General features: G+C 38.7%; 23 protein-coding genes. 12 read left to right on the top strand and 11 right to left on the bottom strand.

Annotation, left to right across the window (positions count from 1 at the left end; genetic code table 11):
- The first annotated feature begins 184 nt into the window (after positions 1-184).
- The 7 genes from B2V92_RS04240 to B2V92_RS04210 all read left to right on the top strand — a co-directional run bounded on the left by B2V92_RS04240 (position 185) and on the right by B2V92_RS04210 (position 7,842).
- Entirely contained in the window at positions 185-2,005 is a 1,821-nt protein-coding gene (locus B2V92_RS04240) for an ABC transporter ATP-binding protein (protein ID WP_293305022.1), read from the top strand.
- Positions 2,006-2,013: 8 nt separating this feature from the next.
- On the top strand, positions 2,014-3,180 hold the full coding sequence (locus tag B2V92_RS04235; protein WP_293305020.1) for a glycosyltransferase: 1,167 nt from the start codon (positions 2,014-2,016) through the stop codon (positions 3,178-3,180).
- Between the two features lie 13 nt (positions 3,181-3,193).
- Positions 3,194-3,988, top strand: coding sequence for a DUF5672 family protein (locus tag B2V92_RS04230; protein WP_293305018.1), 795 nt, complete (start codon positions 3,194-3,196; stop codon positions 3,986-3,988).
- 139 nt (positions 3,989-4,127) lie between these two features.
- Positions 4,128-5,228 carry a UDP-galactopyranose mutase gene (gene glf, locus B2V92_RS04225; RefSeq protein ID WP_293305016.1) on the top strand — a complete coding sequence of 367 codons (1,101 nt, stop codon included), beginning with the start codon at positions 4,128-4,130 and terminating at the stop codon, positions 5,226-5,228.
- A 137-nt stretch (positions 5,229-5,365) separates the two neighbouring features.
- Complete coding sequence (locus B2V92_RS04220) at positions 5,366-6,082, top strand: glycosyl transferase family 90 (RefSeq protein ID WP_293305015.1); 717 nt, start codon at positions 5,366-5,368, stop codon at positions 6,080-6,082.
- Complete coding sequence (locus tag B2V92_RS04215) at positions 6,079-6,978, top strand: glycosyltransferase family 2 protein (protein ID WP_293305013.1); 900 nt, start codon at positions 6,079-6,081, stop codon at positions 6,976-6,978. Before B2V92_RS04220 ends, B2V92_RS04215 begins: the two co-directional genes overlap by 4 nt.
- Positions 6,979-7,842, top strand: a complete 864-nt coding sequence (locus tag B2V92_RS04210; RefSeq protein WP_293305011.1) for a glycosyltransferase family 2 protein — start codon at positions 6,979-6,981, stop codon at positions 7,840-7,842.
- 6 nt (positions 7,843-7,848) lie between these two features.
- On the opposite strand, the gene B2V92_RS04205 is transcribed toward B2V92_RS04210, so the two are convergent.
- The 6 genes from B2V92_RS04205 to B2V92_RS04180 all read right to left on the bottom strand — a co-directional run bounded on the left by B2V92_RS04205 (position 7,849) and on the right by B2V92_RS04180 (position 15,893).
- A complete protein-coding gene (locus tag B2V92_RS04205) occupies positions 7,849-8,937 on the bottom strand; it encodes an acyltransferase family protein (protein WP_293305010.1) in 1,089 nt (362 codons plus the stop codon).
- A 146-nt stretch (positions 8,938-9,083) separates the two neighbouring features.
- Positions 9,084-10,316 (bottom strand): ATP-binding protein, encoded by a 1,233-nt coding sequence (locus tag B2V92_RS04200; RefSeq protein ID WP_293305009.1) that lies wholly within the window; start codon positions 10,314-10,316, stop codon positions 9,084-9,086.
- A 169-nt stretch (positions 10,317-10,485) separates the two neighbouring features.
- Positions 10,486-13,566 carry a translation initiation factor IF-2 gene (gene infB, locus B2V92_RS04195; protein WP_293305007.1) on the bottom strand — a complete coding sequence of 1,027 codons (3,081 nt, stop codon included), beginning with the start codon at positions 13,564-13,566 and terminating at the stop codon, positions 10,486-10,488.
- 62 nt (positions 13,567-13,628) lie between these two features.
- Positions 13,629-14,873, bottom strand: a complete 1,245-nt coding sequence (gene nusA / locus B2V92_RS04190) for a transcription termination factor NusA (protein ID WP_293305005.1) — start codon at positions 14,871-14,873, stop codon at positions 13,629-13,631.
- A 2-nt stretch (positions 14,874-14,875) separates the two neighbouring features.
- Positions 14,876-15,340 carry a ribosome assembly cofactor RimP gene (gene rimP / locus B2V92_RS04185; protein WP_293305004.1) on the bottom strand — a complete coding sequence of 155 codons (465 nt, stop codon included), beginning with the start codon at positions 15,338-15,340 and terminating at the stop codon, positions 14,876-14,878.
- A 121-nt stretch (positions 15,341-15,461) separates the two neighbouring features.
- Positions 15,462-15,893, bottom strand: coding sequence for a hypothetical protein (locus tag B2V92_RS04180; RefSeq protein WP_293305002.1), 432 nt, complete (start codon positions 15,891-15,893; stop codon positions 15,462-15,464).
- 18 nt (positions 15,894-15,911) lie between these two features.
- On the opposite strand from B2V92_RS04180, the gene B2V92_RS04175 reads away from it, so the two are divergent.
- Positions 15,912-16,256 carry a phage holin family protein gene (locus tag B2V92_RS04175; RefSeq protein WP_293305001.1) on the top strand — a complete coding sequence of 115 codons (345 nt, stop codon included), beginning with the start codon at positions 15,912-15,914 and terminating at the stop codon, positions 16,254-16,256.
- Positions 16,257-16,319: 63 nt separating this feature from the next.
- Here the strand turns inward: B2V92_RS04175 and B2V92_RS04170 are convergent, their stop codons facing one another.
- On the bottom strand, positions 16,320-17,459 hold the full coding sequence (locus B2V92_RS04170) for an acyl-CoA dehydrogenase (protein ID WP_293305000.1): 1,140 nt from the start codon (positions 17,457-17,459) through the stop codon (positions 16,320-16,322).
- 228 nt (positions 17,460-17,687) lie between these two features.
- On the opposite strand from B2V92_RS04170, the gene B2V92_RS04165 reads away from it, so the two are divergent.
- Entirely contained in the window at positions 17,688-18,761 is a 1,074-nt protein-coding gene (locus B2V92_RS04165; protein WP_293304999.1) for a helix-turn-helix domain-containing protein, read from the top strand.
- A gap of 105 nt (positions 18,762-18,866) precedes the next feature.
- Complete coding sequence (locus tag B2V92_RS04160) at positions 18,867-21,242, top strand: outer membrane beta-barrel protein (protein ID WP_293304998.1); 2,376 nt, start codon at positions 18,867-18,869, stop codon at positions 21,240-21,242.
- A 9-nt stretch (positions 21,243-21,251) separates the two neighbouring features.
- Here B2V92_RS04160 and B2V92_RS04155 read toward each other — a convergent pair whose 3' ends face one another.
- The 3 genes from B2V92_RS04155 to panC form a co-directional block, all read right to left on the bottom strand.
- Positions 21,252-22,229 carry a lysylphosphatidylglycerol synthase transmembrane domain-containing protein gene (locus tag B2V92_RS04155; protein WP_293304996.1) on the bottom strand — a complete coding sequence of 326 codons (978 nt, stop codon included), beginning with the start codon at positions 22,227-22,229 and terminating at the stop codon, positions 21,252-21,254.
- Between the two features lie 3 nt (positions 22,230-22,232).
- Entirely contained in the window at positions 22,233-22,583 is a 351-nt protein-coding gene (gene panD, locus B2V92_RS04150; RefSeq protein WP_029274491.1) for an aspartate 1-decarboxylase, read from the bottom strand.
- Positions 22,584-22,761: 178 nt separating this feature from the next.
- On the bottom strand, positions 22,762-23,607 hold the full coding sequence (gene panC, locus B2V92_RS04145) for a pantoate--beta-alanine ligase (RefSeq protein ID WP_293304994.1): 846 nt from the start codon (positions 23,605-23,607) through the stop codon (positions 22,762-22,764).
- 149 nt (positions 23,608-23,756) lie between these two features.
- Here panC and B2V92_RS04140 point away from each other — a divergent pair, with 149 nt between their 5' ends.
- Complete coding sequence (locus B2V92_RS04140; RefSeq protein ID WP_244215257.1) at positions 23,757-24,581, top strand: glycogen/starch synthase; 825 nt, start codon at positions 23,757-23,759, stop codon at positions 24,579-24,581.
- 21 nt (positions 24,582-24,602) lie between these two features.
- The gene (locus tag B2V92_RS04135; protein WP_293304989.1) at positions 24,603-26,021 is read left to right on the top strand and encodes a DUF4270 domain-containing protein; all 1,419 of its coding nucleotides are present in this window, start codon (positions 24,603-24,605) and stop codon (positions 26,019-26,021) included.
- A gap of 125 nt (positions 26,022-26,146) precedes the next feature.
- Here the strand turns inward: B2V92_RS04135 and B2V92_RS04130 are convergent.
- On the bottom strand, positions 26,147-26,390 hold a 244-nt coding region (locus B2V92_RS04130; protein ID WP_293304988.1), incomplete at its 5' end, for a hypothetical protein.

The following is a 26,390-nucleotide window of genomic DNA, read 5'->3' as shown; positions in this document are numbered from 1 at the left end:
AGGAATGCCTGTAAAACAGTTGATCCATTCATTCTTAAAACCCAAGAATTGTAATTTTAAACCTCGAAGGTTTCGAAAAACCACAACGTTTAATTGAAAAGCTTAACTTTGCCAAGTTTTTATATAGATTTTTTAGGGTGATACTTTAACCATCTTCCTTTTTACATATTCCATTTTACATAAAATGAAAACTTATTTTCGTTTATTATCATTTGCCAAACCCATAGAAAAGTTCGCAATACCTTATGTGATCACCACAGTATTTGCCATTTTTTTTAATACATTTCTTTTTACACTACTTGGTCCTTTAATGCAGGCATTGTTTTTAGGGAAATGTGATGACCCGACCAAAATTGCTGAAGATAAAAGTTCATGGGATTTATTGGGCCGCTTTAATAATTACATCGATGGCATTATTGCTGATGATAAAATCCTGGCGCTAAAAGTAATCTGTGTGATTATTATCGGGACCGTATTTCTCGCCAACTTTTTCCGTTATTTTGCTCAGCGCTTTATGGAAGATTTACGTGTACATACGCTGTTAAATATTCGTAAAACCGTTTTTAACAATGTAATGAACCTTCATGTTGGTTATTTCAACAACGAACGCAAAGGCGATATTATATCAAAAGTAGCATCAGATGTACAGGTAGTGCAGTTTACGGTAACCAATACACTACAGGTTGTTTTTAAAGAACCATTACAACTGCTTTTTTTTATTGGCGTGCTGATTTCTATATCTGCCAAATTAACCCTTTTTTCTTTATTAGTTATTCCCGTTTCTGGCTTTATCATCAGTAAAATCGTTAAAAGATTAAAGCAACAGGCTACACAATCGCACGAATCTTTTGCAAAAATGATCGGCTTTTTGGATGAGTCGTTAAGCGGTATAAAGATTATTAAGGCCTTTAATTCTACTGAACGGACCAAAGAAAAATTTGATAACGAAAACAGATTTTACTCATTTATCAATAGAAAAATGGCCAGGAGACAACAATTGGCCTCGCCGGTTTCTCAAACACTGGGTGTTCTGGTTGTTGTATTTATCCTTTTATATGGTGGTACACTGATATTAAGTGGACAAGGCGATCTGAAAGCAGCAGAATTTGTAGTTTACCTGGCCACATTTTCGCAGGTGCTACAGCCTGTAAAAGCATTGGCAGATTCGTTTAGTGGTATCCATTCGGGTATTGCGGCCGGCGAACGGGTGTTGGATCTGATTGATACCGAGCCTGCACTTAAAAATAAAACCGGTGCAGAAGTATTAGACAATTTCAGCACAGCACTAACCCTACAGGATGTTTCCTTCTATTATGGCGACAAACAGGTACTAAAAAACATCAATATCGATATAGAAAAAGGTAAAACGGTAGCTTTGGTTGGTCCTTCGGGAGGCGGCAAAAGTACTTTGATGGATTTACTCCCACGTTTTCATGATCCAAAATCGGGTGCGATCAAAATCGACGGCCATGATTATAAAGACCTTACCGTAGAAAGCATCCGTTCGCAGATGGGGATCGTTAACCAGGAATCGTTTCTATTTAACGACAGTATTTTCAATAATATCGCCTTTGCCAAACCAGATGCAACAGAAGAAGAAGTTATTGCTGCAGCGAAAATTGCAAATGCCCACGATTTTATCCTGAATACCGAAAATGGTTACCAAACCAGCGTGGGAGATAGGGGTAATAAATTATCAGGAGGACAAAAACAGCGTGTTTGTATAGCCAGGGCCGTTTTAGCCAACCCCCCAATCATGCTTTTAGACGAAGCCACATCGGCATTGGATACAGAATCGGAAAAACTGGTGCAGGATGCGTTAAATAATTTAATGAAAAACCGTACTTCAATAGTAATAGCGCATCGTTTAAGTACCATACAACATGCGGATAAGATTGTGGTAATTGATAAAGGCGAAGTTGTAGAAAGTGGAAGCCATAATGAATTAATGAACACAAATGGTTTATACAGGCGCTTAATCGACATGCAAGCCTTTAACGACTAAACACTTAGATGAAGAAAGTATTATTTTTTATGCCTGATAACCCGCTCAAAAAAAACGCAGGGAACAGAACCAGGGCTTTAAGCATGTTAAACTACTTTAAATCAAGAAATTTTGAAATTGATTTTGTAAGCGAGTATTTCACCGGGCGCTGGAACGAAACTGATATTAAAGCATTTGAGCAATCGGGCCTGGCCAATAATACTTATGTAATTAAAAAAAAACCTTCTAAAAAAAATATACTCTATTACCTGCTTTTTTATAAGCTGCCAAATTTTTTCTATCAGAATAAGGCCTGGTTCTTTCCGCTCCAATTCCCTGAACTGGTAACCATGAGATTTAAGCGGGCTTTTAATAAAATCTTAAAAAACAGCGATTACGACTACATCTTTATCAACTATGCCAGTTGGGCTACACTGGTTGATAATAACCACCTCACCAAGAAAGCGATAACCGTAATCGACACGCACGACTTCATAACTGCCCAGCTTCAAAAGAAGGTAAATATCGGTCAGTCTTTTAAAGAAGAAATCAGGAGAATTTCATTATTCGACATTGCTTTGGCCATTTCGGTTGAAGAACAGTATATATTTAGCCAGTTCTGTAAAAACAGGGTTGCACTTGCCCCTATGATGCTGGATAAACCGGAAAACCAAAATGCTACCGAAGAAAAACCTTTCGATCTGATATATGTAGCATCCGATAACATACATAATCAAAAATCGGCCAATTGGTTTTTTAGCAAGGTATACCCATTACTACCGGGCAACATACAGATATGCATTATCGGACAGATAAATGAGCATTTATCGATAAAGGCACCCAATGTTATTGCCGTAAACTTTGCTGAAGATTTATCAACTTATTACCAAAACGCCAAGGTAGCCTTATGCCCAATGTTAACCGGCACCGGAACCAAGATAAAAGTAGTAGAAGCATTATCTTATGGCCTGCCAATAGTTTGCAATACCAGGGGCATAGATGGTTTGATCAATAAAACCAATAACGGTTGTTTGGTTAGTGACAATCCCGTTGAATTTGGGAATAATATCATCAAACTCTTAACAGACAGATCGGAATATGAAAAACAGGCAGAAAATGCATTGGCTGCTTTTAACACCAATTACGAAAAAGAACGCTGTTATAAAAATCTCGATACTGTTTTTGAAATAGTCTAAATTCCATCACACTATGAAAAAGGTTGCCGTTATTGTGCCTATTTATAAAGAAACAACCTATTTAGAGGATATATCCCTGCAACAGTGTTTCAAGGTGCTCTCTAAATCCCATCCGATTTTTTGTGTAAAACCCAACTCTTTAAATTTAAATACCAAATATCCATTTAATAACATCATCAGTTTTGATGATGCATATTTTAAAGATATTGCCGGCTATAATAAACTCATGCTCTCAGAAGAATTTTACAAAGAATTTTTAGACCATGAGTATATCCTGATCTACCAATTGGATGCTTTTGTTTTTAAAGATGAGCTAAATACCTGGTGCGAAAAAAATCTGGATTATGTAGGGGCCCCATGGCTCAGGCATAAATACCCTGACGTAATCAAAGCCGTAAAAAATAGCGTTTTGGGCTACATACACCGGAAATTCGATGTTAAACAAAAAAACACTTCGGTACCCACCGACCTCCAACGAGAGAATAAAGTTGGCAACGGAGGTTTATCTTTACGCAGAACACAGTTATTTTACACTTTAACCCAACAGTTTCAGGAAAAAATAAAAGAATATTCTTTAAATCCGGCAGCCAACTTTAATGAAGATGTTTTTTGGAGTATAGAAGTAAACAGGAAAAAAGAAATTTTAAAAATCCCTTCATATCGGGAAGCCGTGCATTTTGCATTCGAAGTTCCTGTTGACAGGGCTTTCGAACTCACCAACAATTCACTACCTTTTGGATGCCATGCCTGGAACAAAAACCTGGATGTATGGAGGCCTATATTTAAAGATTTCGGTTATTCTATTTAAACTACTACCGGGTTGTGTTAACAATTTATTTTATTAAATCTTTTGTAAGTTTGCGCGTTAAAGGCATTTTATTTTTTATTGATGCCAGATGTAAAAACACAATTTAAATGGCTTGCTGCGAGCTTTTATCAATAAAAAAATGAAAAAATACCTGATTATAGGAAGTGGGTTTGCCGGTAGTGTTATTGCAGAGCAACTTTGCAAGGATAATTTAATTGAGATATGGGAAGAAAGAAGCCATATCGGGGGCAATTGTTACACCGAAAGAGAAAAAGAAACCGGTGTAAACATCCATCAGTACGGTCCGCATATCTTTAATACCGATAATGTTGAGGTTTGGGATTATATCCAACAGTTCTGTGAGATGGTTCCCTATATCAATAGAGTAAAATCAATTTACAAAGGCAAGGTTTATTCGCTTCCGATTAACCTTCACACCATCAATCAGTTTTTTAACAAAGCTCTTTCGCCGGCAGAAGCAAAAGATTTCATACAGTCTTTAAGTGATACCAGTATTGATTCGCCTAAAAACTTTGAAGAACAGGCACTAAAATTTATTGGCAAAGATCTCTATCAGGCATTTTTTTATGGCTATACTAAAAAACAATGGGGCTGTGAACCAACAGAACTACCGGCAAGTATATTAAAGCGATTACCGGTAAGATTTAACTACAACGATAATTATTATGCAATGCCCCTGCAGGGTATTCCGAAAAACGGTTATACCGAAATTTTCGAAAAAATGCTCAACCACCCTAACATTACTGTTTATTTAAACAAAAAATTTGCAGTAAAGGATGTTGATTTTTCTGCTTACGACCAGGTTTTTTATACCGGCCCTGTTGATGCCTTTTTCGATTATAAATTTGGAAGACTTGGATACAGGACCGTTTATTTTGAAAAGCACATTGCAGAGGGTGATTTTCAGGGAAATGCTGTAATCAATTACGCTGATGAAGAAACCCCATTTACAAGAATTCACGAGCATAAACATTTTACCCCCTGGGAGGAGCACGAAAAAACGGTTTATTTTAAAGAATTCAGCAAAGAAACCGAAACAGAAGATATTCCTTATTACCCCAAAAGATTAGCTAATGATCTTGAAATTCTCGAAAAATATCAGAATGAAATAGAAACACTTCCCAACTTTACCTTTTTGGGAAGATTAGCTACCTACCGTTATATGGATATGCACCATGTAATTGCCAACGCCCTTGAAATTGCACAAAAATTTAAATAGAAATGTGGTTTAAAAAGAAAAAAAACAATGAAGAACCGAGAGAGCTTTTAAAAATAGCAATAAAAAATGCCCAAATCTCCTCAATAACAAATTTCAATTCTTTTCAAACCCGTGCCGAATCTTCTGTAAAAATGATTATGGATGCTATTAAGCTTGGCATTGATAAAGACCAATCATTTAGCCTACATACAGGCGATTTCCCTTTGGGAGATATATCACCAAACAATTTCTATTATTGCTGCGACCGGAAAGAAAATCTACATACTGCATTTCCTGATTTTATTTTCGACCATTGGCAGCAAGCCGGAATTAAAGACTTTAATTTAACCGTAAAAGAAATTACTGAGGCAAGTAGCCAGGCTTTTGTAAATAACACCATGCTTTGGATAGGAAATGTGCAAACCCATCCTAACCGAAAGAAAATTATTGAATATAGCCAGCAATTTCCCGAACTGATCGAAACATACGATACCTGTGTTGATCAACATGTAATTGATGGCAAAAAAGTACCTTACATTTCTTTAGCAGATCACACCAAATACAAATATCTGATAGACATTGAAGGCCGGGGATACAGTGGCAGGATAAAACTATTACTTTATACCAAACGCCTGCTATTTATCCAGGAAAGGCAATGGAAATCATACTATCATTTCGAACTGGAGCCCTATAAACATTTCATTCCTGTAAAAAACGACATGTCTGATTTAATCCAGCAGATCGAATTTATAGAAAAGCAGGGGCAGGCATATTACGAAAACATCGTTAACAATGCCTTTAATTTTGCGGCCGAAAATCTTAATTACGAAAGCGCCGTAAAGAGAATCCAAAATCTTCTTAATAGCAATTTATGATAAACAGAGCATCCGTTTGCGCCGTTATTGTAACCTACAATCGTTTGGCTTTCCTAAAAGAATGCATTATATCTGTGCTGAATCAAACATCTGCTCCGGATAAAATAATCATTGTTAACAATGGTTCTACCGACGGAACAAATGAGTATTTACAGCAACTTAACTTTGCACAAATAGAGGTCATCAATCAGGATAATATTGGAGGGGCAGGTGGATTTAATACGGGTATAGGAAAAGCTTACGAGCAGGATTACGAATGGATCTGGGTAATGGATGATGATGTTGAGCCCTTTAACGATTGCCTGGAGCAGCTATTAAAGTATACCGAATTATCTAAATGTATACACCCGCTAAGGGTTTTTAAAGATAATAACGAAGTTTTTAAATGGGAGCATTATTTCGATTACAGAACCTGTATGCCAATTTTGCTCAATAATGCATCTTTAAAACATAAAGATTATTGTTTTGTAAATACGGCCTGTTTCGAAGGCATGCTCATCAACCGTTCCATAGTTAAGGAAATCGGTTTGCCCCGAAAAGAGTATTTTATTGCCGGAGATGATACTGAGTATGGAGTTATGGCCAATTTCTACACCAATATCATCTACACTAAAACGGCCCAAATGTACCGCAAAAGAGTAGAAGTTTCTTCCAAAATGCGCCCATTGCAAGCTTATTATGAATACCGGAACTTATTTTTACTCAGAAAAACCTTAAAGCCTTATTTCCCTGGAGGTTTTAGTTCACTCTTTTATAAAAACCTGTTTAAGGATTTTTATAAAAGAATCAAAATTGTAATTAAAGGGAAAGAATATACCTTTAAAGAAAAAAGAACACTTATTTTAAGGATGTTTAGCGGAATTAAGGACGGTTTCAAAATGTACAAGAAAAAATAGATGGATAACACCATAAAAATATCAGTTATTATTCCCTGTTTTAACCAGGCCCATTTTTTAGACGACAATATTAATTCGTTGCTTAAACAAGACTACAGCAATTGGGAATGTATTATTGTGAATGATGGCAGTACAGACGATACGGATGAAAAATCGTTGGCATGGCAACAAAAAGACAACAGGATAAAATATGTCAGCAAGGAAAACGGTGGGTTAAGCTCGGCCAGAAATTCCGGCTTACAGCAGGCCACAGGTAATTATATCCAGTTTCTTGATGCTGATGATTTTTTGGCCTCAGATAAGTTTTCAAAATCGATTGCTAAAATAGCTGATGATGAAAATTTAATTATCATTACCAATTTTGTTCTTTTTGATAACAAAACTCAAAAACCATTACCACCATTCTGTAAACTGGAGAATAAACATTTTACGCAGAAGGCTTTATTGAACGATTGGGATAAAACTTTCAATATTCCTATCCATTGTGCCATTTTCCCCAGTAATTTGGTTAAAAAATATCCTTTTTTTGAAGACCTCAAAGCCAAAGAAGATTGGCTTTTCTGGATACAGGTTTACGAAAACAACCCACCAACAGCATTTATTGATGAGCCCCTGGCCTACTACCGCATGAGTTCCGTTAACATGACAAAGAATGACGAATTTATGCACCAAAGTGTTTTAATTGCTTACCAGAAACTAGAAAGTATCTTGAATGAAGCACAGTTTAACGCCTTGCTCAGATATAATAACACTTACTTTTTAAACGAAAACTTTCAGCTCAACAAAGAGATCAAACGGTTAAGGGAAAAGAGAAAACTGAAGTATAAAGTGAACAAAGTTTTAAAATTTCTTAAACTAAAATAGTTGTACTTATTGTCCAACCAGCCACTTCATTTTTGTTTTACTTAACAGCATGGTTAATACTATAGAAACGATGTAGGCAAAAAGAAAACGTCCTAATGTAATTGCTGTATTTACATAAATATTAAACTGGCTGAAATCCAATTTGAGCGGCTGAAATATTAATGGCAGTACCCTTTCTAAAATGATAAAATGGATGAGGTAAATACCAAAGGTTGTTTGCCTCGGTTTAAGGCTTTTTAGTGCACTGATAGGTCCCATTTTAAACAATGCTAAAAAGGCAACTAAAGAGTAAAGGATATTGGTTACCCGCAATGTATTGTATGCATCTTTTAGTCCTGAATCTAAAAGATAAAAAGCTTCGGCCATCGACATTGAAAGCGTAACCAACAGTGCCAACCCGATTACCAACCATGGAATCCTATCTACAATAGCCTTAAACTGTGAGAAATATCTGTTCAGATAAACACCTAACCACAGATAAAATACAAAACCAAAAAGTGCAGCAGAATGGGTAGTTTCAAACCATCTAAAATGCAGGTTAACACTATATACCAGCGATATCAATCCTAATAGTACACCCAACCATATTTTATACAGATAACGTTTGAACAATAACAGGATTGAAATACAGATCAGAAAGTTCAGGATAAACCAGTATGGGCTAAAAAACAGCACCATTTTTACCAGATTATAAAGATATAAAGGAAAATCAGTGTTGAATAAACCTCCACCACTTCCTTTGGCCCAAGCTACAAAACGGTCTAATATGGTTATCGCCATAAAAAGAATTACCCAAAAAAGCCAGGGTTTAACTGTATTTTTAAACCTGTTTTTTAAATACTGTTTAGCAGGATATTCCTGAAATTTATGATTAATTAAAAAACCAGCGATGAGAAAAAACGCAATGCTAACAAATTTAAAAACCTGAAGGGTAAAAGATTGTACAATAAGCGAGCTCTTATCGGCATAAAGTTCTATACTAATTGCCGAACTGTGCTCCCAAACAATTCCCATCATAGAAATGCACCTTATTGTATCAACAAAATCAAAATTCTTTTTTTCCGGTGCTGCTTGCTGCGTTAATTCAGTATTCATTAATTGGCTTTGGTAGTTGAATTTACAAATATCCGCAAAAAAGAACCTTCAACGGATTATTAATGTCCATTTAACATTTATGTATGTAAAATATTACAGTTACCAAAGTGGTTCAATCAATTACACGCTCTATAACTCTGGGAAAACTATAATCGAATGGCCTCTATCGACCCCTCCCTCGTAAGTACCTTGCATATACATTTCAGGTTAAAATCAGGGTATCCCTCTATAAATTTTTTATACTTGCTGGGTTTAAACTGCACATCGTTATATTTTACTTCGTAAGCCATTCCCTTCACCAACTGTTCTTCTACTACAAAATCTACTTCGTTACCATCGGCAGTACGCCAAAAATGCAGATGATCAGCGTCATAAAGTTGTCTCAACCTGATGTATGTATAGTTTTCCAGCAGTTCACCCTTATCTGCCCTATCATTCAGTTTAGAAAAATTGTTCAGCAAAGCATTACGCAAGCCGTTATCGTTAAAATAAATCTTTGGCATTTTGGTTAACTCTTTACGCACATTACCATAAAAAGGAGTTAGCAATTGCACAATAAAGGTTTTCTGCATTAAATAAATGTAATTTTCGATTGTGGAGCTGGCCATTTTTAATGTATTGCCCAATTCGTTGTTATTGAGCAGGTTGCTGGTTTGATCGGCCAACAGCCTTGCCAGCTGAAAAAATTTGAGCTCCTCCTTAATGCCTGCTTCTAAAACATCCTTTTTCATATAACTGTTTACAAGCTCTTTAAGCATTTCCTGCTTCTCCTGTTCAGTATCAGCCAGAACAACTGCCGGGTAACCGCCATAAACCAGGTATTCATCAAACAAACTGGTTATACGGCTTAGTTGAAGACTCTGATAAGCATGCCTCTTAATCATCTGCTGCCACTCCACGATTAAAGCATCCTCGCCTTTAAAATGAAGGAACTCATCAAACGCCAAAGGAAAAAATTCGAAAACCTTTTTCCTGCCCGCCAAACTATCCTTAAAACTTTTATCAATGTAAAATGCACTACTGCCGGTTGCAATAATTTTTAGTGTTGGCGAATATTTATCGTAAAGCAGCTTTAAAAAATTACTGGGATCTTTGGCATACTGCACCTCATCGATAATAATATATAACCGCTTATCTGCAGGCACATCAGCAGGCAACAGGGTATAATTGAATATATTTTCGGCATGATTATTTACCGCCTCTAAAATGGACGGATCTTCGAAAGTTAAGAAATACACCAACTCATTATCTTTTTGCAACTGCTCTGCCAATTGCTTAACAAGCGTAGTTTTGCCTATCTGCCTCGGCCCTATAATAATAGTATGCTGAGGCTTAGCAAGGTGATTTTTTAACGATTTTAGCGCTGTTGATCTTTCCATAATGATAAATATCAAACACAAATATCGATATTTTTAAGACACAAACTCAAAATTATCCGATATTTTTAAGATACAAACTCAAAATTATCCGATATTTTTAAGATTAAAAATTCGATAGCATAAAAAAAGTGGCCTTTTGGGCCACTTTAAATTTTATATTATTAAGGTATTATAGCTTTCTTGCTACTTCTACCTGTTCGTAAGCTTCTACGATATCGCCCACTTCGATGTTGTTAAAGTTCTGGATGTTTAAACCACACTCATAACCTTTGTTCACCTCTTTCACATCATCTTTAAAGCGTTTTAACGATGCAAGCTCTCCTGTGTAAACTACAACACCATCTCTAACGATACGGATTTTGCTGTTACGGGTAATCTTACCGTCCAATACCATACAACCTGCAATGGTACCCACTTTAGTGATTTTGAAAGTTTCGCGGATTTCAACGTTAGCCACAATTTTCTCTTCAAATTCCGGATCCAACATACCTTCCATTGCCGATTTAATCTCGTTGATTGCATCGTAAATGATAGAATATAAACGGATATCGATCTGCTCAGCTTCTGCCAGTTTACGTGCACCTGTTGATGGACGAACCTGGAAACCGATAATAATCGCATCCGAAGCCGAAGCCAACAATACATCGGACTCTGAAATTTGACCAACACCTTTACTGATGATATTGATCTGGATCTGCTCAGTTGATAATTTCAACAATGAATCGGCAAGGGCCTCGATAGAACCATCCACGTCACCTTTAACAATGATGTTAAGCTCTTTAAAGTTACCGATTGCCAAACGACGGCCGATCTCATCCAAAGTAATGTGTTTCTGTGTACGTAATCCCTGCTCGCGTTGTAACTGCATACGTTTGTTTGCAATATCACGTGCTTCGGTTTCACTTTCTAAAGCGTTAAACCTATCGCCCGCTGTAGGTGCACCCTGCATACCCAAAACCTGTACCGGTTGTGATGGACCTGCCGAATCTACCTTAGCTCCACGCTCGTTGGTTAATGCTTTTACACGTCCGCTGTAGCTACCTGCCAAAATTGGATCTCCAACTCTTAGTGTACCGGCCTGAACCAATACGGTAGTTACAATACCACGTCCTTTATCTAATGCCGACTCGATTACAGTACCTGTAGCTCTCTTGTTCGGATTTGCTTTAAGTTCTAATAACTCAGCTTCTAATAATACTTTATCTAAAAGAAGATCAACATTTAAGCCGCTTTTGCTCGAGATTTCCTGCGATTGATATTTACCGCCCCAATCTTCAACCAAAATATTCATGGTTGATAATTGCTCACGTACTTTATCTGCATTTGCACCCGGTTTATCCACTTTGGTGAAAGCGAATACCAATGGTACGCCTGCCGCCTGTGCGTGGTTAATGGCCTCTTTTGTTTGAGGCATCACCGCATCATCCGCAGCAATTACGATAATGGCAATATCAGCAGCCTTAGCACCACGTGCACGCATCGCTGTAAAGGCTTCGTGACCCGGGGTATCTAAGAAAGTTACTTTTTTACCGGTTGGCGTAGTTACCATGTAAGCACCAATGTGCTGGGTAATACCACCTGCCTCACCAGCAACCACATTCGCTTTACGGATATAATCCAGCAACGAAGTTTTACCGTGATCCACGTGCCCCATAATCGTAACAACCGGAGCTCTTTCGATTAAATCTGCCTCGTTATCTTCTTCCTCAATTACATTTTCTTCATCCTCATCTGGTTTAACGAATTGTATTTCGTAACCAAATTCATCTGCTACAATGGTTAAGGTTTCAGCATCTAAACGCTGGTTGATGGAAACGAACATTCCAAGACTCATACAAGTACCAATAATTTTGGTAACCGGTACATCCATCATACTCGCTAACTCATTAGCCGTAACAAATTCTGTTACTTTTAATATTTTCGATTGCGATTCAAGCTCATTTGCTGCTTCTTCGGCATTAAACGCTACATCATCACGTTTCTGACGACGTAATTTGGCACGTTGTGCAAATTTACCAGACTTACCTGCACCACTTAAACGTGCAAGCGTTGCTTTGATCTGATCTTGAATTTCTTTCTCAGTAGGTTCTTCTTTAGGTCCGCTTGGTGTAGCATTTCTATTTTGGAAACCTGGTCTGTTATTATTGTTGTTTCTATTTCCCTGATAAGGAGTTCCACCTTGACCTGCAGGACGGTTACCCTGGTATGGAGTACCACCACCTTGCCTGTTACCTTGGTAAGGTTGACGTGGTTGACCTGGTGCGCCACCCTGACCTTGTTGTCCGCCAGGATTATTCTGCCCTTGCTGACCGCCCTGGCCACCATGTTGACCTGGCTGGCCCGGTGCTCCCGGTGTTTTTTTACGTTTACGCTTACGTTTTGCCGCTTCGCTATCGCTTGATGAAGCAACAGGACCATTTCTCCTATCTGGAGTTGTAGGCAACTCGATTTTACCGATAATATTCGGACCGCTTAATTTTACGGTACGTGCTTTAATTACCTCAGGCTCGTTGCTTACAGGCTTAACTTCAGCTGGTTTTACTTCCACTTTAGGTTGTTCAACTGGTTTTGCAGGCTCTGGGGCTTTAACAACCGGTGCAGGTGCAACAGGCGCTTCTTCCTTTTTAACCTCAACCGGTTTTTCTTCTACCTTAGGCTGTTCAACCGGTTTTACAGGCTCTGGAGCCTTAGCAACTGGCGCAGGTGCAGCAGGGGCTTCTTCTTTCTTAACAGGGCGTGTTTTTGAGTTAAGATCATTTAAATCGATCTTACCTACAATTTTAACACCTGGTAATCCGGTTTCCTCTGCTTTTTCTTCAGCTTTTACTTCTTTTACAGGCTCAACTGCTGCCGCAGGAGCTGGCGTAGGTGCCGGTGCAGGTGTTTCTACCTTAGGGGTTTCAACTACCTTTGGCTTTTCTACCGGAGGGGTAAATGATTGAGCATTTTTGATTAAAATCTCTTCATTTTTCTCAAAATCGGTATTTTTCTTCGGCGCTTCTACTGGCTTTTCAGTCTCAGGCTCGTCACGACGTATTTTACCAATCACTATTTGTTTGGCTTCTTCTCTTACGATCTTATCTCCCTGATACTCTTTTAATAAGGCATTATACATCTCACCCGTAAGTTTAAACATAGGGCTTTTCTCGGCAGAGAATCCCTTTTTGTTTAAAAACTCAACGGCCGTACCCATGCCTATATTAAGTTCTTTAATAGCTTTAATTAAAATGATTGGTTTGTCGTCTGACATTTAGCTCCTGTTATTGTTTTTTATTTAATACAAAAGTAGTGTTTATTTGGCAATTACACCACTTATTCAAATTCTGACTTCAAAATTTGAACCACTTCTTTAATGGTTTCCTCTTCAAGGTCGGTGCGTTTCACTAAATCTTCTACTGTAAGTGCCAATACACTCTTAGCGGTATCGCAACCGATAGCCTTTAATTCATCAATGATCCAGCTGTCAATCTCATCTGAGAATTCTTCCAGATCCACATCCTCGTCGCTTTCTTCTCCAGCTTCGCGGTATACATCAATTTCGTAACCGGTTAATTTACCGGCCAGTTTAATGTTGTGTCCGCCACGTCCGATGGCCAATGAAACCTGATCTGGTTTTAAGTAAACCGAAGCATGTTTGGTTTCATCATCCAATTTAATGGAAGTGATTTTTGCCGGGCTTAAAGCACGGGTAATGTATAGTGAAACATTGTTTGTGAAGTTAATCACATCAATATTTTCGTTTTTAAGTTCGCGAACGATGCCATGGATACGTGATCCTTTCATACCCACACAAGCTCCAACCGGATCGATACGGTCATCGTACGATTCTACAGCTACTTTAGCACGTTCTCCCGGTTCGCGTACAATTTTCTTAACGGTGATTAAACCATCAAAAATTTCCGGAACTTCCTGTTCGAACAAACGTTGTAAGAATTCTGGTGCCGTTCTTGAAATAATAATTTTCGGGTTAGCGTTGATCATTTCCACTTTAGAGATTACTGCTCTTACAGAATCGCCTTTTTTGAAATAATCAGCTGGGATCTGCTCTGTTTTAGGCATCAAAAGTTCGTTACCTTCATCATCCAGAACCAAAGTTTCCTTTTTCCAAACCTGGTAAACTTCACCTGTTACGATTTCGCCTACCCTATCTTTATATTTTTTGAAGATTTCGTCTTTCTCCAACTCCAATACTTTAGAAACCAATGTTTGGCGTGCAGCTAAAATTGCCCTACGGCCAAAACTCTCTAAAGTAATCTGTTCGATATAATCATCGCCAACTTCTAAAGTACTGTCTAATTTAGAAACTTCAGCAAGTTCGATCTCCAGGTCGTCATCCTCCGAAAAGCCATCTTCCATTACCCTTCTTGTTCTCCAGATCTCCAAATCCCCGTTATCCGGGTTTACGATAACGTCACAGTTTTCGTCTGTTCCGTATTTTTTACGCAACATGCTACGAAAAACTTCTTCCAGCACACTGATCACCGTTGGGCGATCTATATTTTTGAAATCTTTAAACTCCTGAAAAGAGTCGATCAAATTAATTGTTGTAGTACTCATTTTTACTTAAATGAAATTAACACACTTGTTTCTAATATATCATTAAACGGCACAGCTGTTTCAATCGCTACTGCCTTTTTCCCTTTTTCTTTAACCGATTCTTCAATCAGCAGATTATTTTCTGTAACCTCCAGCAGTTTCCCTTCTTTTTTTAAACCTTCTTTAAGTTTGATGCTTACCGTACGACCAATATTTTTTTGATACTGGCGCACCAATTTTAAAGGCTCGCCAACACCTGGCGAAGAAACTTCTAAATTATAAGCCTGCTCTATTGCGTTTTCTTCTTCTAAATGAAAACCAACATGCCTGCTTATGGCCACACAATCCTGTATGCTAATACCTTCATCGCCATCAACATGAATAATTAACTTATTGTTTGGCAACATTTTCACTTCAACCAGAAACAGCTCTGGGCGGTCTGCTATTTTTTCCTCAACGAGGGCTGCAACTCTCTTTTCTACCTGCATATTTTAACCTGATTTCATAGAAAAAGGGGACACTGTCCCCTTCTCTTTTCTTCGATTACGATGCAAATGTAGTAATTTTTTAAGAAATTTCAAACAGTTGCTGTAATTATTATGCTGATTATTACCGTTTAAGTGTTTGTTTCTGTGGCTGTAAGTTCTGCTTGGTACTACCCGAAACCATATCGCCCAGGGTTGCAAATTTTACACCGATATAACTTTCTACCAGATAATCTTTACCTTTTATAAAAGGCTGATAGGGATTGAAAATGAGCGAATCGCCGGCAACTTTAACTTTACCCGGCACTTCCAGTTCGTCCTGCACGCTATCGAGTTCGCCGGGCTTAATCAAAACCGACACCATATTAACTGTATCTGCATTAGCGTGATAGGCATTTTTAACCTGCAGGAGGCTGGCCCCATCAATATTTTTGATTATTATTGAAGTACTATCCACAGAAAACTTAATTACCGGTTTGTTGTTTCTATTCGAACAGGAAAATGCAAATAGTGAAGCAGCAACGATAGCCTGATATTTTAAAAAGCTTTTGAACATTTACAAAAATAAACAATTATGAAATTTATTATCGAAATCCTTTTAACAGGATTGGCATTCTTTATCGGCGCTAAACTTGTGCCGGGGGTAAGCATTAATGGTTATGGCAATGCGATTATTGCCTCGGTGCTGATTGCACTCGCGAATGCAACCATTGGATTTATCTTAAGGCTATTAACTTTTCCGATCAACTTCTTAACCCTAGGGCTGGTATCATTTATCATCACCGTTTTAATGATTTTACTGGTTGATAACATGATGGCTTCTTTTAACACCTCAGGTTTTATTGCCGCAGCGTTTTTAGCTATTGTAGTAGCGTTGATTAAAGCAGTGTTTAGTGCTGTTTCTGGAGAGAAGGATTAGTTTCAGTTCACAATTTGCAGTTTTCAGTTGAGACAATGCCAACTGAAAACTGTAAACTGGCAATTAACGAATCACTTCCCTCGAAATCACCATTTTCTGGATTTCGGATGTACCTTCGTAAATCTGGGTAATTTTAGCATCACGCATTAAACGTTCTACATGGTATTCTTTTACGAAACCGTAACCGCCATGCACCTGCACAGCTTCGATGGTCACATCCATTGCTACTTTAGAAGCGTATAATTTTGCCATAGAACCTGCCTGGGTATATGGTAAACCCTGGTCTTTTAACCATGCGGCCTTATACACCAGCAACCTTGCAGCTTCTATCTGAGTAGCCATATCGGCCAGTTTAAAGGCAATGGCCTGGTGTTCAGAAATCGGTTTACCGAACGATTTACGTTCTTTAGCGTATTGTGTGGCCAGCTCGAAAGCGCCCTGTGCAATACCCAGCGCCTGCGCTGCAATACCGATGCGTCCACCTTCTAAGGTTTTCATGGCGAATTTAAAACCGAAACCATCTTCACCAATCCTGTTTTCTTTAGGCACTTTAACATCGTTGAACATTAACGAATGTGTATCAGATCCGCGTATGCCCAGTTTATTTTCTTTCGGTCCAACAGTAAAGCCTTCGGTTCCCTTTTCTACAATAAAAGCATTAATACCTTTGTGCTTTAATTCGGGGTGGGTTTGCGCAATAACCAGATAGGTTGATGCAGTGCTGCCGTTGGTAATCCAGTTTTTGGTGCCATTAAGCAGGTAATAATCTCCTTTATCTTCGGCAGTTGTGCGCTGCGAGGTAGCATCCGACCCTGCTTCGGGCTCTGATAAACAAAAGGCCCCGATTTTTTCACCGGATGCAAGTGGCTTCAAATATTTTTCTTTCTGCTCTTCGGTCCCATATTTTTCCAGTCCGTAACACACCAGCGAGTTATTTACCGAAACTACTACAGAGGCAGAGGCATCTATTTTGGAAAGCTCTTCCATTACCAGCACATAAGAAATGGCATCCAGACCGCTACCATTATATTTTTCGCTCACCATCATCCCCAAAAAGCCCAGTTCGCCGAGTTTTTTGACCTGTTCGGCCGGAAATTTCTGATGCTCGTCTCTTTCGATTACGCCAGGCTTTAATTCTTGCTGCGCGAAATCGCGGGCAGCCTGCTGGATCATTAATTGTTCTTCATTTAATTCAAAATGCATAACATTTATGTATAAAAGGTTAGTAAATCAAATGTAGCATTTCTGATCTAAAATACTATGGCTGCATAGTAATTTATTTTTAATGTTGAAAAGTTGGAATGCTGTAATGTTGAAGTATCTCCCTAAACCTTTCAACTTTTCAACCTGTAACATTTCAACCTCAGTCTAATGTTAGAAATTGCAACGTCATTTTAATTGGCATTAACATAAGATTGTTATTTTTGTTAAATGGACTTAGGGCAGCAAATATTATTTTTTTTTAGTGCCTTAGGTGCATTTAATGGCTTTATCATTGGCAGCTACCTGCTGTTATTCAAGAAAAAGAACTCCATACCCGCATACTTTTTAGGTATTTTACTTGTTTCTGTTAGTTTAAAGATCGGAAAATCGCTGCTTTATTATTTTTATCCGGCTTTACCGGGTATTTACATCCAGGTCGGCATTTTGGGAAGTTCGCTGGCCGGGCCGTCGTTGTTTTACTTTATCCAATCGGCATTGGCACAACCATCAAAAATAACAGCCGTACAAAAGGTGACTTATATTTTTTGGATTTCGGCAATCATTACTGCCTGCATAGTTACTCCTTACGACAAACGGCCCAATATCTGGGAAAATTATATCGGCAGCATAATTTCCATACAGTTTACCACTTACATCTTATTGTCTGTATGGCAGCTCAGAAGCATTTTTACCAAATTTTTCTCTAAAAGTGAAACAGCTTCTACTCCGGAGTTATTATTGGTTTCGGTGCTTATTGGTAATATAATCGTACCCGCTGCATTCAAACTACCGATTTTCTCCTTTTTTAATGGTCCGTGTATCAGTGGGGCTTTATTTTTCTCTCTTGTGTTATATTTAAATACCTTTTTATTTATCAGCAGAAGAAAAACCGGCGATTTACTTTCAGCAAACCCGAACGCTGTCCGTTATGCAAACAAAAAAATTGCCAAAGAACAGGCAATCACTTTAACAGAAAAACTTGAGAAAATTATACTGGAAGAGGAGCTTTACAAAAACCCCGATCTTAAGTTAAACGATCTTAGCAAAAGGATCAACATTTCGGGTCACCAGCTTTCTCAGCTGCTGAACGACAATCTGGGCAAAAGTTTTGCAGCCTATATTAACGGATTCAGGATAAATGAAGCCTGTAAATTGATTGTTAACGATAAGGGTATCAAGCTCGAAGCTATTGGTTATGAGGTAGGCTTTAATTCTAAGTCTACATTTTACACCGCTTTTAAAAAACATACGCAAACTACACCAACACTTTATAAAGAACAGCTATCGGTTATTCCACTATAAACCTGTACTGTTTTATAATTCCGGACTCCTAAATTTGAGATTCAAAACCGGTTCGCTTCATCACGCTTTTAGTTTTGGTTCATCTTAAAACCAAACACACCAGAGATGAAGCATACCTTATTGTATTTACTGCTATTAATAAGTCCGTTGTTAAACGCGCATACCATTACCGGAAAAATACTTGATGGTAAAAGCAAGCAGCCCCTGCCTTCGGTGAGCTTGGTGTTAACCGATCAGGATCGGCCCACAGTTATAAAATATTCGAACAGTGATACTTCGGGCTTTTTCCAATTTAACGATGTAACTGAAGGCAGATACACCTTATCAGTTCGTTTAATGGGCTATCAAAGCGCGCAAAAAACATTTGTAATTGACAAGAAGAGCACAACGGTAGTAGCCTTGGGCAATATTTTAATTGCCGAAGATATTAACCTGCTCAGCGAGGTAACCATTACTGGCGGTGTGCCGGCTTTTAGCACAAACCAGGGACAGATTAAAATCGGCATTGCCAACAACGCCTTATTTAAATCGGCCCCGAACCTGCTCGAGGTGTTCAGAAAGCTGCCAGGCCTACAGGTTAACCAGGATGGAACAATGCAATTGGCCAGTAGGGCAACGCCAACTTTATTTGTTGATGGTAGGCCGGTAAACATGGGCAATAATGAAATTTTAACCTATTTAAGCAGTTTATCTCCAGAGATGGTCGAATCGATCGAAATGATCAGCCAGCCTTCTTCCAAATACGATGGAGAATACCAGGGCATTATCGATGTAAAATTGAAAAGAAACCTTGCTTTAGGCTTAAGAGGTACTTATAATGCCCAGTTTCAGAAGAACAACTACAGTTTGTTCGATAATAATTTATCGCTGGTTTTTAAAACACCCCGATTTACCTACGATTTAAAGCTGGGGCAAACCATAGGAAGTACATTTTATAAATATTATGCACTCCAATATCTTGCCAATACCAATGCGTTAACTACCGATACCCGCACGGTTACCGCCAACCGCAATTTTAACATACAGGCAAGGGTGACCTACGAAATTAAAGCCGGACAAACCTTAGAGGCTTTTTTACGAACTTATCAGATCAGGCGGAATGCGGTATCAGGTAGCGGGCTGATTACCCAAACCGCAGACCTTAATCAAAACATTGCCCATGTAAAAAGTGATAATGATGCACATCCCAAGCAATATAATTACGCTGGCGGCATTAATTATGATGTTAAATTTAAAAACAGCGAATTGCATATCATCAGCTCATTGGTGCAGATAGATAACAGGCAAACAGAAGATATACAAAGTAGAAACGTATTTAACGGTGATCTTATAAATTATTGGAAAACCAACTCGGCGAACAATATTGTAATCCGTTCGGCACAGGCAGATTACAGCCACAACATCGGGAAGAATAAATTAGAATTCGGCAGTAAATTTACCTACAACAGTACCGAAAATAACCTGCGGTACGATACGCTGGCCAATTCGGTTTTTATGTTGGATCCTAAACGCAGTAACCAGTTTGGTTACCGCGAATATATAGGCGCAGGTTACCTATCGTACAATGGACAATGGGCCAAGATTAATTATAGCTTAAGCTTAAGGGCCGAGCACACACGCACCATAGCTAACTCAATAACCACCAGTACAATTACCGAAAGAGAATACCTGAAATGGTTGCCCAGCTTTAATGTAACCTATAATATTAATGAAGGGGAACAAATCAGCTTTAGCTATAGCAAACGGTTAACGCGACCTACATTTGCCGCTTTAAACCCCTTCCGGTTTTATTACAGCCCACGCCATTACTGGATAGGCAACCCTTACCTGCAGCCTTCAACTACCAATCTGGTATCATTATCGTACAACAGGAAAGTGGTTAATATTTCTCTGAATGCAGGGCGCGAAACAGATGTTATTGCCCGTTATCCGGAATATAACCCTACTACAAATGAGCTCATTTTTCTGGGCCGGAACATCCCCTACAGGAATTTCGCCAACCTGCAGGTAAGTTTACCAATTAAAGTAAATAACTGGTGGCGGATGAACCATAACATCGGCCTCTATTATAACCGGGAGTTAACGCCATACTTTGATCAGACTTATAAAATCGCCGTTTATGACTATAAAATCAATGGCAGTCAGATTTTCACTTTAAAAAACTGGTTATTCGACGTTAGTTACCTATATGAATCGAAAAGTGGCAACGGGCTTTATATTTTTGCCCCGGTTTATGGTATTGATCTCGGTTTGCAAAGGGCATGGTTTAAAAACAAGCTCAATACCAAGATTGTGCTTTACGATGCATTCGACAATATTAAAAGAAGACTAATTTTTAGGGAAAAAAGCATCATCAATAACGATTTCTATCATTATTTTGCTTCAAACAAACTGTCGTTCAGCCTAACTTATAATTTTGGCAGTTCTACTTACAGGGCTAAAGAAAACAAGAAAAGTGAGGAAGAAAACAGGGCAAATTAGCGGGCTTTGTCAACCCGTTTTTTTAAACAGGATACAGCTTAAACTAATCCCGCCCAATAGCAGTATAAGCAGAACCTGCGAAGAATGGATAATGGTTGAATAAGCCAGACCATCGTTAAATGAAATACCGTACAGCACAAGCGATTGGGCAACTACCCAATGGAAAACACCTATACCGCCCTGTACTGGTGCAGCCATCGCAAAACCTGAGAATACGATAGCAGTAAATGCGGCATTAAAATGCAAACCGGAAGTAGCCTGGATAGACGAAAAAGCAAAATACATGGAAAGCGAATAGAAAATCCATATCCCCAGTGTATAAGTTAAAAACAGCCCCTTTTGCTTAAGCTTGCCGTAAGAACCAAAACCCTGGCGCAGGCTCACAAAAATGCGGAGAAATTTTTTACTGAACTTTTTCCGCAGGAAATAAACAATTATCAGGGCAAGTAATAGTATGATCATACCCAGGCCAACCAACCACCAATAATTTAAGCTGTTTAATTTTTTAACCAGGTTGAGATAAATGGTATCGTATAAAAAATCGGAAACGATATCGTACTGCAAGGTAACCATGGCCAAGCTGGTGAGCAAAAGCATCAGCACATCAAAAAGCCTTTCGGTAATTACCGTACCTATAGAGGCAAACATTGGCACTTTTTCGGCCCTATGGATTACCGAACAACGGCCAAGCTCTCCAAAACGCGGCAGTGCAAGGTTTGCCAGGTAGCCGATCATTACGGCATGGTAGGCATTCCAGAAACTTACTTTGTAATGGATAGATTTATAGAGCATCTGCCAACGCAGTGCCCTCAGTACATGGGCAACTAATACGGCCAAAGCAGAAACAGTTACCCAGAAATAGTTGGCTGTTTTAATTTCCTGCCATATTTTCCCCAAATCCTGCCCTCTAAACGCTAAATATAATACCCCTACCCCGATCAAAAACAGGATGATGTATTTTATTGCTGTTTTGAGGTCGAAGGTCACAAATTATTTTAGCAAGTGGTTGTTATCGTCAGGAAAAACCAGGATCGGATTGTATTTTTTAGCTTCTTCTATCGGTAATGAACCATACGACATAATAATAAGGATATCGCCAAGCTGTGCCAAACGGGCTGTTGCCCCATTTAAACAGATGGTTCCAGTACCACGTTCGCCTTTTATTACGTAAGTTTCGAAACGTGCACCATTGTTATTATTTACGATCTGCACCTTTTCATTAGCGATAATGTTAGCTGCATCCATCAAATCTTCATCTATCGTAATACTGCCTACATAATTCAGTTCGGCCTGTGTTACCCTAACACGGTGTATTTTCGATTTTAATATTGTGATAACCATTCGGCAAAGTTAGTAATAAAGCACTGGATGAAAAAAATGGAAAATGTAAGGAGGATGTAATATGTAAAATGGGTGATGGTTCATGATTTAATAGTTGATGGTTAGCACTCCAGACCATGATCCATAAAACCATGAGCTATACGTCCCCACATCATCCATTTTACTCATCCATCTTACATCACTTAATAATCATGTTATCGATTAACCTTGTTGCGCCTACTTTTGCGGCCACCAAAGCGACCAGGTTATCTTCATCTTTTGATTTGGCAGGCTCAAGGGTATCACCATTGGCAATAGTAAAATAATCAAGTTCCACGCCATCTATATCGTTATAGAAAGATTTGGCCTTTTCTTCGAGTTCGGCCAGTGGATATTCGTTAAAATGATCGATCACAAACTGCAGCGATTTACTCAATACCAACGAATTTTTACGGTCAATGGCCGATAGATGGATATTTCGGCTGCTCATGGCCAAACCATCATCTTCGCGTATAATAGGGCAAACAATAATTTTGACCGGCATTTTAAAATAGGCCAACATGTTTTTGATCATCAGCACCTGCTGAAAATCTTTTTGTCCAAACATGGCCACATCCGGTTCTACCGCATCGAAAAGTTTTTTTACAATCTGTGTTACCCCCTGGTAGTGTCCTTTTCTAAACTCGCCCTCCAATAAGAATTCGGCATTGCCCAAGTCAATATGCCAGGCCTCATCGGCTCCGCGGGGATACATTTCATCTACATTGGGCATAAACACTCCATTACAACCGGCATCGGCAAGCATAGCCAAATCGTGCTCAATAGGGCGTGGATATTTCTCTAAATCTTTTGGATCGGTAAACTGGGTCGGATTTACAAAAATGCTACAGATAATAATATCTGCATTTTGCTGGGCCAGTTTTATCAATGAGATATGGCCACTGTGCAGCGCGCCCATGGTAGGCACTAATGCTACTTTTTTTGCTGATGCTTTTAAAGGTTCTAAAAAAGCCTTAAGCGATGCTTTGGTTTTAAATATTTCCAATTCGCACAATTTAAATTAAAGCCGTAAAGGTGTAAATTAATCTAAACGAAAGCAAACAATACTTGCCAATCTTGATAAATAGTATTATTATGCTTATCTTTGCGGCTCATTATCTTTTATTTAACTTAATATTTTCTTAAAATATGGAGATGGCAAAAACGAAGCTGCTGATTGTTACACACGAGATGTCGCCTTTCCTCGAGCTTACTAAAATTTCTGAAATTACGCGCCAATTACCACAGGCTATGCAGGAAAAGGGATTTGAAATCCGCATCCTAATGCCAAAATTCGGTAATATCAACGAAAGAAGAAATCGTTTACACGAAGTAATACGCTTATCGGGAATGAACATCATTATTGATGACAATGATAATCCTTTAATCATTAAAGTAGCCTCCATCCCAGCTGCACGCATGCAGGTTTATTTCTTAGACAATGAAGAATATTTCCAGCGCAAACAGGTATTCAGAGATGCAAGTGGAAAATTTTTCGACGATAACGACGAGCGTACCATTTTCTTCTGCAAAGGTGCCTTAGAAACCGTTAAAAAATTAGGTTGGGCACCGGATATCGTTCATTGCCACGGCTGGATGAGCTCATTGGTTCCTGCATATATCAAAACTACCTATAAAAACGATCCTACTTTCAAAAATTCAAAAGTAGTATACTCTGTTTATGAGGATGGTTTTACAGAAAAATTAAATGCCAATTTCGCCAAGAAAGCTGTAATGGCCAACATGACGGAAGATGATACCAAAGCATTTACACCTGCCGACATCGACAGCATGCACATTGGCGCCGTAACACACTCTGACGCAGTGGTTTTAGGAGACGAAAACCTAAGCAAAGATGTGTTAAAATTTGTTAAAGATTCCAATAAGCCAACATTAGCTTTTAACTTAACCGAGAATTTTGAAAACTTCTATACTTTTTATGAAGAGATTTCAAATGATGAATTGGTTTCAGTAGCTTAATTAGGTATTATTATTTAAAATATGAAATTTACAAAACAAGACTTATTAACCCTGTTGATAGGTCTTTTTCTTTTTGCATCGTGTAAGGACGAAAGTGCCGTTGGTTTAGACGTTGATCCGGCCTCTTCAATTACCGGCACACTGGTGGTATCTCCTGTAAGCACCCAGCTGGTTGAGGAAACTGCCGCAACTACTTTTGGGCAAAGCCGCTATCCATTAGGTTATATGGTGGATCCTATTTTCGGAAAAACCGAAGCTGGGATAGCCATGACGGTTTATCCGGTAAGCACCAGCTATGATTTTGGGACCAGTCCACAACTTGATTCGGCAGTTTTAGTATTAAAGTTCGACGAAGCCAGTACCATAACCAAATTTTATGGCGATACGGTTAACTCTAAATATAGCATAGATGTTTTCCAACTGGCCAATCCTGTTGCCAATTATAAAAGCTCTGATGTACAGGCAATCAACAGTACGCTGCTAGGAAATTTCACAGGCAAACTTGCGCCGAACACCAAAAGAAAAGTATTCGATATTGTGGCCGGCAAAGCCGATACCCTAAAAGTTGTTCCTGCACAGATCAGGATCCCTCTTGACAAAAACTTTATCCAGAACAACATCCTAAATCTGGGTACAGCAGGCACTTCATCAAACACCAAGTTTGCAAATTCCTTTAAAGGCTTATATGCAAAGGCTAACACAGCATCTGCAACCGGTAGCGGTGGCATAGGATTCTTCAATTTCTCAGGTGCCGATTCTTATCTACAACTGGTTTGGAGAAAAAACAACTCATCAAGCGGAATCGATACTACAACTGTAAACTTCCCGATTGGAGTATCCACTCAATCTGGCTACGCCGGTGTTGCTGCAAATATCAAACATGATTATAGCGGTACACCTGTTGGAACGCAGATTGCCGCCCCATCAACAGCAAATAATGTAACTTATGTGCAAGGACTAGCTGGTGTTAAAACCAAAATCAATTTCCCTGATTTAGGAGGTTTTAACGCTAAGTACGGAAAATCCATTATCAATAAAGCCGAGCTTGTTATTGAGCTGGGCGGTGGCACCCCTGCATATCCTTTTAACCCTGCACAAAGACTTTCGCTGTACCGCTGGGATATTGCACACCAACCAAGCAACATCCCTGATTACACCAATTTTGCAAGCAGCTCTACAGGTTTATCTGCCGCAGGCGAGGCATTGTTCGGTGGTTATTTCGACGCATTGAAAAACCGTTACATTTTTATAGTAACCAGCTACGTTCAGGGCCTTGTGGATAAAACCATCGAGGATAATGGTACTTTCCTGGCCGCAACATCTTACAACCTTTTCCAAAATGTGCCTACTGCTACCTCTGCAGAAAGATCGGTGATCGGAACAGGCGATGCAGCCACAAACAAAATGAAACTGAATATCTATTATACAAAGATCAATTAATAGAAATAAAGAATAAATCTTTCAAAAACTCCTGCTCCTAAAAAGGGCAGGAGTTTTTTTTGTATTTCTGTTTTATTTATACTGATTAATTTCTAGCCTGTTTGAACGCGATCGTCATGCTGAATTTATTTTATTAGCCTATTTCTATTGTTGTTCAATGGTCTAATAGCTACTTCGTGGTCAGTATCTTTCCTGCCAGATAGACCCTGAAATAAATTCAGGGTGACGACTTCAATGTAAGGTATCTGATAAACGTTTTCTCGCTCCGATAGGTTTATCATCAGCGTTGCACACCGCACAACCATTGATAAACTCATCCAAAACGGATCGTCATCTCGACTGAAACGCAGTGGAATGCCCGCCTGCTTC

The organism is Pedobacter sp. UBA5917, from assembly GCF_002432345.1.
Taxonomy (GTDB): domain Bacteria; phylum Bacteroidota; class Bacteroidia; order Sphingobacteriales; family Sphingobacteriaceae; genus Pedobacter.
Note: the sequence above shows the minus strand (reverse complement) of the source record. Positions and strands in the feature narration are given on the sequence as shown.

Excerpts from the sequence above, each read along its gene's own strand:
- B2V92_RS04205 (WP_293305010.1), bottom strand. The coding sequence starts at position 8,937 with ATGAATACTGAATTAACGCAGCAAGCAGCACCGGAAAAAAAGAATTTT.
- B2V92_RS04235 (WP_293305020.1), top strand. The coding sequence starts at position 2,014 with ATGAAGAAAGTATTATTTTTTATGCCTGATAACCCGCTCAAAAAAAAC.
- B2V92_RS04170 (WP_293305000.1), bottom strand. The coding sequence starts at position 17,459 with ATGCATTTTGAATTAAATGAAGAACAATTAATGATCCAGCAGGCTGCC.
- B2V92_RS04160 (WP_293304998.1), top strand. The coding sequence starts at position 18,867 with ATGAAGCATACCTTATTGTATTTACTGCTATTAATAAGTCCGTTGTTA.
- B2V92_RS04200 (WP_293305009.1), bottom strand. The coding sequence starts at position 10,316 with ATGGAAAGATCAACAGCGCTAAAATCGTTAAAAAATCACCTTGCTAAG.
- B2V92_RS04135 (WP_293304989.1), top strand. The coding sequence starts at position 24,603 with ATGAAATTTACAAAACAAGACTTATTAACCCTGTTGATAGGTCTTTTT.
- B2V92_RS04230 (WP_293305018.1), top strand. The coding sequence starts at position 3,194 with ATGAAAAAGGTTGCCGTTATTGTGCCTATTTATAAAGAAACAACCTAT.
- rimP (WP_293305004.1), bottom strand. The coding sequence starts at position 15,340 with ATGCAGGTAGAAAAGAGAGTTGCAGCCCTCGTTGAGGAAAAAATAGCA.
- B2V92_RS04220 (WP_293305015.1), top strand. The coding sequence starts at position 5,366 with ATGGATGCTATTAAGCTTGGCATTGATAAAGACCAATCATTTAGCCTA.
- B2V92_RS04175 (WP_293305001.1), top strand. The coding sequence starts at position 15,912 with ATGAAATTTATTATCGAAATCCTTTTAACAGGATTGGCATTCTTTATC.
- B2V92_RS04240 (WP_293305022.1), top strand. The coding sequence starts at position 185 with ATGAAAACTTATTTTCGTTTATTATCATTTGCCAAACCCATAGAAAAG.
- B2V92_RS04180 (WP_293305002.1), bottom strand. The coding sequence starts at position 15,893 with ATGTTCAAAAGCTTTTTAAAATATCAGGCTATCGTTGCTGCTTCACTA.
- infB (WP_293305007.1), bottom strand. The coding sequence starts at position 13,566 with ATGTCAGACGACAAACCAATCATTTTAATTAAAGCTATTAAAGAACTT.
- B2V92_RS04210 (WP_293305011.1), top strand. The coding sequence starts at position 6,979 with ATGGATAACACCATAAAAATATCAGTTATTATTCCCTGTTTTAACCAG.
- B2V92_RS04215 (WP_293305013.1), top strand. The coding sequence starts at position 6,079 with ATGATAAACAGAGCATCCGTTTGCGCCGTTATTGTAACCTACAATCGT.
- panD (WP_029274491.1), bottom strand. The coding sequence starts at position 22,583 with ATGGTTATCACAATATTAAAATCGAAAATACACCGTGTTAGGGTAACA.
- nusA (WP_293305005.1), bottom strand. The coding sequence starts at position 14,873 with ATGAGTACTACAACAATTAATTTGATCGACTCTTTTCAGGAGTTTAAA.
- B2V92_RS04165 (WP_293304999.1), top strand. The coding sequence starts at position 17,688 with ATGGACTTAGGGCAGCAAATATTATTTTTTTTTAGTGCCTTAGGTGCA.
- glf (WP_293305016.1), top strand. The coding sequence starts at position 4,128 with ATGAAAAAATACCTGATTATAGGAAGTGGGTTTGCCGGTAGTGTTATT.
- B2V92_RS04140 (WP_244215257.1), top strand. The coding sequence starts at position 23,757 with ATGGCAAAAACGAAGCTGCTGATTGTTACACACGAGATGTCGCCTTTC.